Here is a 13,139-nt window from a genome sequence, read left to right on the forward strand (position 1 = left end):
GGCGGCCGTCTACGCGCGGCGGCCGTCCCCGGTGGGCGTCTCGTTCAGCTCGAACCAGATCGCCTTGCCCTCGCCCCGCGGGTCGACGCCCCACGCGTCCGCCAGCATCTCCATCAGGACCAGGCCGCGCCCGCTCGACGCCATCTCGCCCGGGTGCCGCTTGTGCGGCAGCTCGTCGCTCCCGTCGGAGACCTCCACCCGCACCCGCCGCGACTTCTCGCCGCACGCGACCTCCGCCACCAGGAGCGCGTCGCCGTCGGTGTGCACCAGGACGTTCGTGACCATCTCGGAGACCATCAGGACCGCCGAGTCCCGCTGGTCCTCGTCCGACCAGTCGTGCAGCAGCTGCCGGACCTGCTCACGGGCCTCGGCGATCCGCTCCGGCTCCGCCTGGGCGATCGTCATCAGGGTGCGGCGCGGCGCCTCCCGTACGGTGCCGGCGGGCCGGCGGGAGAGCAGCAGGACCGCGATGTCGTCCTCGCGGCGGTCGGCGAGCGGGCCCGTCGTGTGGTGCGAGCCGGGCCCGTGGACGGCCTCCACGAGGGCGTCGGCGAGCACCTCCAGGTCCTCGCCGTCGTGGGACTCCAGCAGCTCCCGTACCCGCTCCCAGCCGCTGTCCAGGTCGTGCCCGCCGGTCTCCAGGAGGCCGTCGGTGCAGATCATCAGGGTCTCGCCGGGGTCCAGGGTGAGCCGGGTGGTGGGGTAGTCGGTGTCGGGGTCGATGCCGAGCGGCAGCCCGCCGGCCGTCGGCCGGAGCAGAACCGTTCCGTCGTTCATCCGCACCGCCGGATCCGGATGCCCGGCGCGCGCGATGTCGACCGTGCCCGACTCCAGGTCGACCTCCAGGTAGAGACAGGTCGCGAAGCGGGGCCCGCCGCCCTCCCCGTCGTCCCCGTCGGTGATCCCGTACAGGAAGCGGGAGGCGCGCGAGAGCACCGCGTCCGGCCGGTGGCCCTCGGAGGCGTACGCGCGCAGGGCGATCCGCAGCTGCCCCATCAGACCGGCCGCCCGCACGTCGTGCCCCTGGACGTCGCCGATGACCAGGGCGATCCGGCCCGCGCCGCGCCCGCCGGCACGGGAGGTGCCGCCGGGCAGCCGGATCATGTCGTACCAGTCGCCGCCGACCTGGAGCCCGCCGCCGGTCGGCACGTACCGCGCGGCGACCTGGATGCCGGGGATGCCGGGGCCGAGGACCGGCATCATCGTCCGCTGGAGCCCCAGCGACAGCTCCCGCTCGGACTCGGCCACGCCCGCGCGTGCGAGGGCCTGCGCGAGCATCCGCGCGACCGTCGTCAGCACCGACCGCTCGTCGGGCGTGAACGCCACCGGGTGCTTGAAGGCCGCCATCCAGGCCCCCATCGTCCGGCCGGCGACGACCAGCGGCACGAAGGCCCAGGAACGGCGCCCGAAACGCTGGGCGAGCGGCCAGGTCATGGGGAAGCGCCGCAGGTACTCCTCGGGCGTCGGCAGATAGATCGCCCGCCCGGTCCGCGCGACCTCGGCCGCCGGATAGTCGGTGTCCAGCGACATCGACGTGAACGGGCCCTCGTCGCCCTCGCTGTGCCCGTGGTGGCCGATGACCGTCAGCCGCTCGCCCGCCACCCCGAAGACGGCGAGCCCGTCCGGCGAGAAGCCGGGCATGGACAGGGAGGCGGCCACCCGCAGCACCTCGGCCGTCGACCGCGCCTCGGCGAGCGCCCGCCCCGCGTCGAGCAGGAAGGCCTCCCGCGAGCGGCGCCAGTCGCCGGTGATGGGGGTGCGGGCGGCGGTGCCCGGCAGCTGCTCGGCGACCTCCTGGAGCGTGCCGACCAGCTGGTAGTCGTTCCCCTCGATGAGCGGCTTCGACCTGCTCCGTACGGTACGGATCACCCGCCCGTGCTCGTCCATGATCCGCAGCCGGGCCTCGGCGAGGGTGCCCTCGGCGACGGCGAGGTTGACCACCCCGTCGATCTCGTTCCAGTCGACCGGATGGAAACGGGACCGCACGGCCGCCTCGGAGAGCCGCACCGGCTCGGCGGGCAGCCCGAGCAGCCGGGCGGCCTCGGCGTCGAGCGAGACGATCCCGGACGCGTTGTCCCAGCGCCACAGGCCGGTCGCGATCGCGGCCAGGACGTCCTCGGTGCGCATTGCCCCACTTTATGAATATCGGACACCAGGTCGCCACCGAGAGTATTCGAAATCCGATCTTGGCCCGGCCGGTACTCTGGGTGGGTCTGCCCTCGTGTCCTGTGACATCTGTGACACGGGCCACGAGGCAGCCGCCGACCCCACGATCCCGAAGACTGGATGAACGACGATGCATCGGTACAGGTCCCACACCTGCGGCGAGCTCCGCGCCTCTGACGTCGGCACCGACGTCCGGCTGAGCGGCTGGCTGCACAATCGGCGCGACCTGGGCGGCATCCTCTTCATCGATCTGCGCGACCACTACGGCATCACGCAGCTCGTCGCCCGGCCCGGTACGGCCGCCGCCGAGGTCCTCGACAAGCTGACCAAGGAGACCGTCGTCCGCGTCGACGGCAAGGTCGTCTCCCGCGGCGCCGACAACGTCAACCCGGAGCTCGCGACCGGCGAGATCGAGATCGAGGCCGCCGAGGTCGAGGTCCTGGGTGCCGCCAAGCAGATCCCCTTCACCATCAACGCCGACGACGGCGTCAACGAGGAGCGGCGCCTGGAGTACCGCTTCCTCGACCTGCGCCGCGAGCGCATGCACCGCAACATCATGCTGCGCTCCGCCGTCATCGCCTCCATCCGCTCCAAGATGGTGGCCCTCGGCTTCAACGAGATGGCGACCCCGATCCTCGCCGCGACCTCCCCCGAGGGCGCCCGCGACTTCGTCGTCCCGTCCCGTCTGAACCCGGGCAAGTTCTACGCGCTGCCGCAGGCGCCGCAGCAGTTCAAGCAGCTGCTGATGATCTCCGGCTTCGACCGCTACTTCCAGATCGCGCCCTGCTTCCGCGACGAGGACGCCCGCGCCGACCGCTCGCCGGGCGAGTTCTACCAGCTCGACGTCGAGATGTCGTTCGTCGAGCAGGAGGACGTCTTCCAGCCCATCGAGAAGCTCATGACGGAGCTCTTCGAGGAGTTCGGCGGCGGCCGCCACGTCACCTCGCCCTTCCCGCGCATCCCGTTCCGCGAGTCGATGCTGAAGTACGGCAACGACAAGCCGGACCTGCGCACCGACCTCGAACTCGTCGACATCTCCGACGTCTTCGAGGCGTCGGAGTTCAAGGCCTTCGCCGGCAAGCACGTCCGCGCGCTCGCCGTCCCGGACACCGGCGACCAGCCGCGCAAGTTCTTCGACCAGCTCGGCGACTTCGCGGTCTCGCTCGGCGCGAAGGGCCTGGCCTGGGTCCGCGTCGGCGAGGAGAACGCCCTCACCGGCCCCATCGCCAAGTTCCTCACCGAGGAGAACGTCAAGGTCCTCACCGAGCGCCTCGGCCTGGAGCCCGGCCACGCGATCTTCTTCGGCGCGGGCGAGTTCGACGAGGTCTCCAAGATCATGGGCCCGGTCCGGGTCGAGGCCGCCAAGCGCGCCGGCCGGTTCGAGGAGAACGTCTTCCGCTTCGCGTGGATCGTCGACTTCCCGATGTACGAGCGGGACGAGGAGACCGGCAAGATCGACTTCTCGCACAACCCGTTCTCCATGCCGCAGGGCGGGCTTGAGGCCCTGGAGACCCAGGACCCGCTGGACGTCCTCGGCTGGCAGTACGACATCGTCTGCAACGGCATCGAGCTCTCCTCCGGCGCCATCCGGAACCACGAGCCCGAGATCATGTTCAAGGCCTTCGAGATCGCCGGCTACAGCCGCGAGACCGTCGAGTCCGAGTTCGCCGGCATGCTCCGCGCCTTCGAGTACGGCGCCCCGCCGCACGGCGGCATCGCCCCGGGCGTCGACCGCATCGTCATGCTCCTCGCCGACGAGCCCAACATCCGCGAGACCATCGCCTTCCCGCTCAACGGCAACGCCCAGGACCTCCTGATGGGCGCCCCGACGGAGCTGGACGAGTCCCGCCTGCGCGAGCTGAACATCCAGCTCCGCAAGCCGGTCGAGAAGAAGACCACGGACATCACGGACGCGGTCCACCCGGACGCGGCGCGGTAGTTCTGACGGCTGACGCCTGACGCAGGGCCCGGAACCTCAATGAGGTTCCGGGCCCTTCGCGTCGCCCTGACATCAGGCGTGTTCCTCGAAATCCCGGAAGAACTCCGAGAGGCCCACTGCCGCATCCTGTTCGCACGCCAGGACGATGGAAAGCTTGCTGAGTGTGACTCCCTCAGGGCGTTTCACATAGGACCATCTCCTGCCGGAATGCCACAGAGCGGTGAAGAGAATCCTGCGGGCGTCCTCGTCCTCGGACAGTACGTGCTCGGCGGATTCGATGATCACTACGTGATGATCCGAGGAGAGCCACTGAAGGTCGCGAAGGCAGTCACGAAAAGCGTCCCAGTTCCAGCCGAAATAGTTCGGGAACTTGAGCTTCTCCTGGAAATTCTGGAACACCGACACCTCGTCGGGCATGTCCCGGCCCTGCAGGCGGGCAACGTAGACACTGCCGGACGTCGGCAGGAGCTCGCTCAGGGGTACGCCACCACCTGGTGTGACGATATGCAGCCAGGGGGCAACGTGAATATCAGGCGACTCTTCTGTCATTGCTCCGCCCATCCGGGACTTTCTCCGACGATGTATGTCTGATAGTGGGTCGGAGTGTAGTAGGAAGATCCATCACTGCCGAACACCCAGCGTTCTCCGCCCGGCTCCGGGTTGTCCGGCGACGGATAGGTGCCATATTCCTGGTAGGTGATCGGTTTTCCTGAAGGGTCGTGGGTGGGGAGTTGGTAGGCGTTCTTCCGTCCGTCGTTCTCGAAAGGTTCCGTCCACCATTTCGGACCGTGGAACCCCGGTCCTCCTCCCCAGCCGATATTGTACTTTTTCACGTCGTCGAGGACTTCCATGGCCTCCTTGGGAATGGAATCGGGAACCCAGCCGTGGATCTTGCCGACGTCTCCCAGGGTGGTTCCCGGAGCGAATTCCTCGCAGGGCGCCAGTCCTAGGGGATCACCCCACCTATGCGGATTGTGAACGTAGGACGCCGGGTTCGGGTCGGGGCCGAGACCCAGAGGATCCTGGCTGAGGTAGCGCGCTGCGTCCGGGTCGTAGTAGCGGAAGTAGTTGTAGTGGAGTCCCGATTCGGGGTCGAAGTACTGGCCGGGGAAGCGCAGAGGCGTGTAGGCCGTGGCCGACCGGTTCCAGGTGGTGGTGCCCCAGAGGGTCGTCCGGGTGCGCCAGGCCAAAGCGCCCGACTCGTCGACCAGTTCCGTCGGCGTGCCGATCAGGTCGGTGACGATCGCGAAGAAGCGTTCGTCGTCCGTGTCCGTGCGGCGTTCCGTCTGGGTCAGGGGGCGCAGGCCCGCGTGGTCCCACGTGAGGGTGACGTCGGCCGTCGTCTGTTCGCAGAGGGTCGCGCCGTCCCAGGCGAAGTGGACCGTCTCGAAGGGGGACTGCTTCGATATGCGGCGGCCCAGGGGGTCGTACCCGTACCGCCACACCGTGCCGTCCGGTGTCGTCACCGAGGTCAGGCGGTCTTCCGCGTCCCACGCGTAGCGCCAGGTGTCCGGCTTCCGGGAGAGACGGGTCTTTTGGCGGAGGACCATGCGGCCCTGATCGTCGTGCTCGTAGCGGACTGATCCCGCGCTGGTGATGCGCGTGCCGTGGTAGGTGCGTGCTCCTGTCGCGGTGTGGGCCGGGTGCTTGGACGGCCACGACGCTTCGGTCTGGTTGCCGGCGGCGTCGTAGACGTACCGCTCCGTCCAGCCGTGGGCGTGGACGGCTGTGACGCGGCCCGCCCGGTCCAGGTCGAAGCCACGGGTGCCCGAGAAGGAGTCCGTGATGCCCACGAGGCCGCCGTCCGCGCGATAGGCGTACGCGCGGTGCTGGAGGCTTCGGCCCGAACCTCCGGTGACCACCTGGTCCGTGAGGCGGCCCATGGTGTCGAACGAGAAGTCCAATGTGGCGAAGTCGCCTATCTGACGTGAGACTTCACGGCCGACGGCGTCGTGCGTGAAGGTCAGCGTCCTCCTCGAGGATGTCAGTTCCGTACGACGGCCCGCCGCGTCGTACGACCACGTGCTCGCCGATCCGCCCGGGGTCGTCCTCCCCGTGCGCCGGCCCATCGTGTCGTGCGTGAACGAGAGCGTGCGGCCGTTCACCGTCTCGGAGACCAGGCGGCCGTAGCGGTCCCGGAGGCGCTCCAGCGTGGCGTCCGGACCGGTGGCCGTGGCCAGTTGGTCGAAGACGTCGTACTCGTACGTGCTGACCGCGCCTTCGACGTCCTTGCGGACGATCCGGCCGAGGTCGTCGCGTTCCAACCCGATCGTCTGGCCGAGACCGTTCGTCCGAGAGCCCAGCCTGCCCGTTGCGTCGTACGTGTAGGTCAGCGTCCGGTCGTCGAAGTCCGTCTCGGTGAGCAGTCGGCCCGCCTCGTCGTACGCGTAGTCCCACGTCAGGCCCTGTGGGGCGGTCACCCGGGTCAGCCGCAGGTTCGCGTCGTGGGAGAACTCGTAGCGGACTCCGTCTGGGCCCGTGCGGGACGTCAGCAGGTCGAAGTCGGTGTACGTGAAGTTCGTCGTGCCGCCCAGCGCGTCCGTGTGGCTCAGGCAGTTGCCCTCGCCGTCGTACGTCCAGGACTCCACCGTGCCGTCGGGCGCGGTGCGCCGGGACGGGCGTCCCTCGACGGTCCACTCCAGTCGCGTCACTGCTCCCAGGGGGTCCGTGACCCGGACCGTACGGCCGAAGGCGTCGTAGGCGTAGCGGGTGACCGCGCCCAGCGGATCGGTGATCTCGACGGGGAGGCCCCGCCGGTCCACTTCCAGTCTCGTCGTGGCGCCCAGCGGGTCCGTCACCGACGTCAGCCGGCCCGACTCGTCGTACGCGAACTCCGTCCGGGCACCCGAGGGGGTCGTCACCGACGTTCGGTTGCCGCGCGCGTCGAAGGTCTGGCGGGTGACGTTGCCGTCCGTGCCCGTGATGCGTATCGGGAATCCGCGGTCGTCGTACTCGGCTCGGCTCTGCCGCCCGTCCGGACGCTCGAGCACGGTCGGACGGCCGTGCTCGTCGTAGGTGGTGCGGCTGACGTGGCCCAGTGGGTCCGTCCGCGTGAGCAGTCGGTTGTGGCGATCGTACGCGTAGCGGGTGACCGCCCCCAGCGCGTCGATCCCGGCCACGACCTGGCTGCGGTCGTTGATCAGGTGGCACTCGGTGTGCCCCAGGGCGTCGGTGAGGGTGGTGACGCGCAGTCCGGTTGCCGCGTCCACGTCGTCCCAGGTGAACGTGGCTTCCAGGTGCCCGTTCACGCCCGACTGGTATGTGCAGCGGTCCCGGTCGTCGTAGACGTAGTCGAAGCGGCTTCCGTTGGTGTCGGTCCACGAGGTGATGCGGCTGTGTTCGTCGTATCCGAAGCGCAAGGGACGGCCGGAGGAGTTCACGACCTCGGTGAGGTGGCCGTCCGTGTAGCCGTAGCGCAGGACCTCCTGGTCCGAGAGGTGCAGGGCGGTCACCCGGCCCTCGCTCGTCGTGAGCTTCAGGTGGTAGCCGCCGTGGTGGACGACGGACACCGGAGCGCCCGCTTCGTCGTACTCGAAGGCGATCTGGTTGCCGTTGCGGTCGTCGATCTGGCTGAGGAGGGCCAGGCCGCCGCCATGGACGGTGAAATGCAGGACGCGGCCCGTGGCCGGGTCCGTGACCGTGTACGTGTCCCCGGCACGATCGAGCGCCCAGCGACGGCTGCCGTGCGTGGGCAGCACGGGAACGCCCGGGGCGGGATGCGGGTACGCGAGCAGGCTCGTGTCTTCGCAGAGGAGGACGACGCCCTCGGCGTCGATCTCCAGCCGCTGGTCCAGCGTGCTCGCCCAGGACGGGCCGAACCAGCGGCCGGCCCGGTAGGAGGACTCGAACGTGCGGTTCAGGAGCAGGGGCAGGGCGGCAGGCAAAACGATGTCCGTCTGCGGCAGCACCATGCGGCCCGTGGCCATGTCGATGGGGTCGCCGGCGCACTTCTTGTCCTCATGAGGGCGGCTCGTGGCCTCCGGAGCCTCCGTGTGTCCGGCGCGCCCCTTTCCCACGCTCCTGGCGTCGTCGGCGACATCCGCCACACGCTCCAGGGCCTTCGCGCCGCCCAGGCCCTTCGTGCCGAAGAGCTCCGGCAGCATGCGGCCGCCGAACTCGCTGGGGTCGCTCTTCGCCGCATCCCAGGCGCCCTGGAGGGCCCGGTCGGGATGGGCGGCCGTCGAGGCGAGACCGGCCAGGGTCATGTTGACGTTCTGGTAGTACTCGGCAGGGTGGGTGAGGTTGTACGGATCCTGGGGATTGACCGAGCGGACGAAGGTGACGAGGCCTGCGACGCCCTTCACGGCACCGCCGGCCATGTGCATCTGCTCGGCCCCCATACCCAGGACGTAGTCGGTCGCGTCGAGCTTGAGCCGCTCCCCGAGCGACGGCTCGGCCGGCGCGTGGGCGAGTGCGGCCGCGATCGCCTGCCGCGCCGTCTCGGCGGCCTCGTTCCGCTGGCGGCGGGCGTCGGCGAGCAGTTCCTCGGCGCGGGCCCGCTGCGCGTCGCCGGGATCGGCGCCGGGCACGGGCCGGGTACGCGGGTCGGGACCGGTGAGGGACGCCTCGTAGGTGGTGACCTCTTTCTCGTAGGCGGCCTGAGCCGCCCTGGAGGAGGCGTCGCCCTCCTTGTACAGGGCGATCGCCTCGCGGGCCTTGCCCTGCGCCCAGGCGACCGTGGTGCCGTACGACTCCAGGGCCCCCGCGGCTGCCCCGAAGGCGTCTGCCGCACGCAGCCACGTCGTCGGGAGGGCCTGGAACTTCTCCTGGAAGGCCTTCGCCGCCTCCCCCTTCCACCGGCCGGTGTCCTCCACGGCCTTCAAGCCACGTGCGACGCTGTCGAAGGCCGATGCGAAGTCGCGGAGGTTCTTCACCGTCGCCGTGATCTCGACCGTGTTGCCGTGGACCAGCTCGTCGGGCTCCTCGGACTGTCCGAGCCGCGCCTCCGCCACCTCCGCCCCGAGCGAGGACGCGGTCCGGTCGCCCCAGTCCTCCACCTTGTCCGCGACGCCCTCCGCGCCCGCGTACTCGAGCCCGCCGCCGATGACGTCCGTGGTGACGTCGATGCCCTTGCCGATCAGCCGCTTGCCGCCGTCGACGAAAGCCCCCCAGTTCGGCATGGGTCAGCGGTCCCCCCAGTTCGGTTCCTGTGCTCGCCGAACCGCCTCTTGGGACGGATCGAGCCGCTCGCGCATCTCCCGGTCGAGTTGATCGCGCTGCTCGGGGCTCAGGGCTCCCGAATTCCGCATCGAGTCGAGCAGACCGTCCTGAACGTCGTAGCCGGTGTCCCGCCAGGTCTTCTCGACCTCGTCCTGGGCGCGGCGGAACGACTCGGGGTCCCAGTCGGCTCCGTCGTACGGGGTCTGCGAGCCGATCTCGTCCCAGCTCTTCTTCTTCACCTCGTCCTCGGACAGGTGCGGGTTGCCGTTGAAGGCGTTCGTCGCGATCTTGAAACTGCCCTTGACGTACTCCTCCTGCTCGCCGAAAGCGCCCGCCGACGCCCCCAGGGCCGCCGTGAACAGGTTCGCCTTCTGCATGAGGTCCCGTACGCCCCAGCCCCAGCGGTCGCAGAAGGTCTCGAACTGCGCGGCGAGACCCTGGTTCCCCAACTGGATCCCGGAGAGGGCGAGTTCCGAGAAACCTCGCCCGGTGACCGCCTGTTGGCCGACCGTGAGATCCTTCAGCTCGCCGTGCGCCTTGTCGATGCCCCGGACTATCTGCTGGAGCGCCGCCTCCGACACCGCCAGGTTCGGATCGTCACCCGTCACCGTCCACCCCCGAGATCGATGGCCACCGGTGCGGGGACGACCCCCGCGACCGGCGGAAACAGCATGCCGCCGGGACTGCCCGCGTCCAGCGCGACCCCGCCGGGACCCGGCAGCATCGGGACCATCACGTCGAGAAGCCGGGCGCCGAGGATTGCCTGGTACGTCCACTCGCGCGCCGCGTCCCCTCGCGCGACCGCGAACCGGGCCAGCGCCTCCTCATCGGAGAACGCGCAGATCCACCGGACCCCGTCGAAGTCGGCGGTCCACAGGCTTCCGTGGTCGTCGAACGGCACGAGGGCGGCAGTGCGCCGGAATTCACCGAGCAACCGCGCAAACTCTCTGCGGGCCACGGCCACTTCGCCAGCGGGCTCAGTCCTCCGAGTCCGAGGCTGAGTCTGAGTCCGAGGCTGCGGGTCCGGTTCCTGTGGCGCCGTCGCAACGGGCGCGTCCGCCAACTCCATCAGCTTCGACAACCGTTGAGGCTTGGCCATGTCGTCCCCGGTCTCCGTCACGCGCGCATGCTGTCATGCGTGTGTTCACGCGAGCAACGAACATAAGTCCGAGCAGGTCGCCTCGAAAGGCCTGACCCCGCTGTCTGCCTCTGGGGACAGCAGGGTGGTCGGCCCGTGCGACGCGGTCCGTCTTTGTCAGGTCGGCGCCCGGGGGCGGGGAGTTACTCGGTGGTGAAGATCTCCTCGGTGGAGATGGCGATGACGGCCCGCGCGACCCAGCGGCGCAGTGTGAGCGGATCCCTGCAGCTCGTGATGCGGTCGCGGATGTCGAAGGGCACGTCGAGGCCGCGCTGCCTCATGACCATCAGCAGGGCGTCGGCGCTGCCCTGGGCCCGGCCTTCTGCCCGGCCCTCCGCGCGGAGCTCCTCGGAGAGGTACGACGTGTAGAAGGAGAGGTCTGTGGCCACCAGGTTCCTCCAGAGTTCCTCGGCCTGGCGATTGCCGAGACCCTGTGCGGTGAATTCGATGATCGGGTCGGCGACGTTCTCGGGAACGTCCCGCAGCGCGGTGGACAGTGCCTTCAGCACGGCACCGATGTCCGGATCACCCGCGTGCGTGATCGCCGACAACGTGGCCAAGGCCAGGTCCCCGCGAGCCTCGGCCGGGTCGGTGATGACGGGCATGTTGTGTGGGCCCACAGCCATCGGCTGCAGGGCGAGGGTGGGCGTGTCGGCCGGCCCGAGAGTCACGGGCTGTCCCGCCCACTCGGCCGTGGCGCGGTCCTGGCACACGACCAGCAGGACGGTCGGCAACCCGTACTTCGCCCACAGGTACGCGGTGGAGTACGCCCAGGCCGCAGGTTTCGTCGGGTCTTTCTTCCGCTGTACTGCGACGGCGAGGAGAAGCGAGCTGTCTCTTGCGCCGTTGAGCCGCATATGGGTGACGACGGGGCGTGCTTCGGTGACGTCGGTGGTCAGGGCGATCGCCTCGACGGTGGCCGGAAGGGCCGGCTCCAGCAGGTCCGACAGGCGACGGAAGGGGTGGGGGTCGTGCTGGAGGATGCGGTGCATCGCTTCGCGGGGCGAGCTGACCATGAGGTTCCTCGGTTTCGGCCGGTACGTGCGTGGCGTCAGGTGCTTTCGCAGCCCCTGCAGAGCCCCGGTTTCGGGGCTCGGTGGCCGTGGTCGCAGCTGTCGCAGTTCTGCATCGGGTGCACGACGGCCGGGGTCCGAGGACGGAACGGCGGGAGCGGCGGGAGGCCGGCGTCGAGGCGGTGGGCCAGGAGGGAGGCCGGGCGGTGCAGGGGTTCCGTCGGCAGCCCGGTCGTGAGGGCGCGGTGGACGGCTTCCGGTGGGACGTCGCGCTCCAGCCAGGCGACGACCCCCGGCGCGAGGTGCTCGGCGTCGGTGGCGGAGATCAGCAGGCGGGGGTCCGCGCGGCGCAGGCCGGAGAGGACCCCGACGGCCGTCAGCAGGAGGTCGGGGGTCGCGTACACGGGCTGCGGCACGGACGGCAGGGCCCGGCGCCTGGCCTTCGGCTTCTCCGCCCTTCGCGGGGGCGGTTCCGGTTCGGGCCTCGGAGGGGGCGCCTCCGCGTTCCCGCTCGCGCGCCGGGGGCGCACGGTCCCCGGGCGGTTGCACGAGACCGTGCGGGTCACGACGTGGCCCGCCGCCGTGCGTTCCCTGTTGCGCCGCACGTAGCCGTGGGCTTCCAGTTCGCGCAGGGCGGCGGCGATCCGCGTCGTGCCTTCCGGGAAGCGGCGGGCGAGCGATCGGATGTCCACGGGGGATCCGGCGGGCAGCGACTGGATGTGGGTGGCGAGGCCGATCGCCGTCAGCGAGAGCGCCTCGTGCTGGGCGAGGTGGTTGCCGATCACCGTGAAGTGAGTGGTGTGGTGGCTGTTGTCGTGCACCACTCCGGCCGAAGTCCCCCGGGAAGGGTGGTTCTTGGGCTCGTCGCGGGACGCGGTGGGCGCCTGGGCGCTAGGGTTCTGGCTATCCATCGGGGAAGTCGTTCTCTTCCTTGGTGGTCAGGCCCTCGCACTGGGATGGCCGTCCCGGCGAGGGCCGACGCATGTCTGCGTTCGGCTCTGTTGGGCAGAGCGTAGATCAAACAACCCACCACTTAGCCAGCTGAGTTGGCGTTCTTCACCCGTGTGAGTGAGAGCCCGCTTCCGGGAGGGAAAGGGTGGGGCTTGGTGGGGTTTCTTTCTCTCCCGGGTTACTTATGGAGACCGACCGCACCACCGGCGACCAGCGGCTTGGACCCCGGTGAGCCGGTGACGTCGAACTCGGCCCACACCGTCTTCTGCGGCACGGGACCGAGCGCCGTGCCCCACCGGTCCGCGAGCGCCGCCACCAGCAGCATTCCGCGACCGCCCTCCTCGTCGGGCGCGGGCGTACGGAGTCGTGGAACGGCCTCCCCACGGGTGTCCGTGACCTCGATCCGGAGGCCCTGCCGTGACGTCCGCAGCACCAGACGGAAGTCCCGGCCGCCGACCCGGCCGTGCGTCGCCGCGTTCGCCGCCAGCTCGGCCACGACCTGCGGGGCCGCCTCGGTCACGCCGTACGGCAGCTCGCGGTCCCGCAGCCACTCCACGGCGAGCAGCCGGGCGAGCCGCGCGCCTCGGGGGGTGGGTGAGAGCAGGATGCCGAAGTGGCCTGGTGAGAGGGGTACTTGGGTGGTGTTCTTCTGATTCACGTCACCGAGCGTGGCCGTGACTGGCTAGCGTCGGAAGTGACTCCACCGGTACGTAGGGTGACTGTCCGACGCTTGTCCACCGCTGTCCGGACTGTCCGAACACCTGCGACGGGT

General features: G+C 69.9%; 9 protein-coding genes. 1 reads left to right on the forward strand and 8 read right to left on the reverse strand.

Annotated features, from left to right (window positions below):
- Positions 1-9 precede the first annotated feature (9 nt).
- Positions 10-2,127, reverse strand: a complete 2,118-nt coding sequence (locus ABTY59_RS08845) for an ATP-binding SpoIIE family protein phosphatase (protein ID WP_352018194.1) — start codon at positions 2,125-2,127, stop codon at positions 10-12.
- Positions 2,128-2,296: 169 nt separating this feature from the next.
- Here ABTY59_RS08845 and aspS point away from each other — a divergent pair, with 169 nt between their 5' ends.
- Positions 2,297-4,105, forward strand: a complete 1,809-nt coding sequence (gene aspS / locus ABTY59_RS08850) for an aspartate--tRNA ligase (protein WP_352018195.1) — start codon at positions 2,297-2,299, stop codon at positions 4,103-4,105.
- A gap of 72 nt (positions 4,106-4,177) precedes the next feature.
- Here aspS and ABTY59_RS08855 read toward each other — a convergent pair whose 3' ends face one another.
- The 7 genes from ABTY59_RS08855 to ABTY59_RS08885 form a co-directional block, all read right to left on the reverse strand.
- Positions 4,178-4,654, reverse strand: a complete 477-nt coding sequence (locus ABTY59_RS08855; protein ID WP_352018196.1) for a barstar family protein — start codon at positions 4,652-4,654, stop codon at positions 4,178-4,180.
- On the reverse strand, positions 4,651-9,225 hold the full coding sequence (locus tag ABTY59_RS08860) for a putative T7SS-secreted protein (protein WP_352018197.1): 4,575 nt from the start codon (positions 9,223-9,225) through the stop codon (positions 4,651-4,653). The genes ABTY59_RS08855 and ABTY59_RS08860 overlap by 4 nt, the downstream gene beginning before the upstream one ends.
- A gap of 3 nt (positions 9,226-9,228) precedes the next feature.
- Positions 9,229-9,873 (reverse strand): hypothetical protein, encoded by a 645-nt coding sequence (locus tag ABTY59_RS08865; protein ID WP_352018198.1) that lies wholly within the window; start codon positions 9,871-9,873, stop codon positions 9,229-9,231.
- Positions 9,870-10,385, reverse strand: a complete 516-nt coding sequence (locus ABTY59_RS08870) for an SseB family protein (RefSeq protein ID WP_352018199.1) — start codon at positions 10,383-10,385, stop codon at positions 9,870-9,872. The genes ABTY59_RS08865 and ABTY59_RS08870 overlap by 4 nt, the downstream gene beginning before the upstream one ends.
- Before the next feature lie 161 nt (positions 10,386-10,546).
- Positions 10,547-11,419 (reverse strand): hypothetical protein, encoded by an 873-nt coding sequence (locus ABTY59_RS08875; protein ID WP_352018200.1) that lies wholly within the window; start codon positions 11,417-11,419, stop codon positions 10,547-10,549.
- Between the two features lie 35 nt (positions 11,420-11,454).
- The gene (locus tag ABTY59_RS08880) at positions 11,455-12,327 is read right to left on the reverse strand and encodes a helix-turn-helix domain-containing protein (RefSeq protein WP_352018201.1); all 873 of its coding nucleotides are present in this window, start codon (positions 12,325-12,327) and stop codon (positions 11,455-11,457) included.
- A 218-nt stretch (positions 12,328-12,545) separates the two neighbouring features.
- Positions 12,546-13,025 carry an ATP-binding protein gene (locus ABTY59_RS08885; protein ID WP_352018202.1) on the reverse strand — a complete coding sequence of 160 codons (480 nt, stop codon included), beginning with the start codon at positions 13,023-13,025 and terminating at the stop codon, positions 12,546-12,548.
- Positions 13,026-13,139 lie beyond the last annotated feature (114 nt).

Origin of the sequence: Streptomyces sp. NPDC096079 (assembly GCF_040303145.1) — a bacterium.
GTDB lineage: Bacteria > Actinomycetota > Actinomycetes > Streptomycetales > Streptomycetaceae > Streptomyces.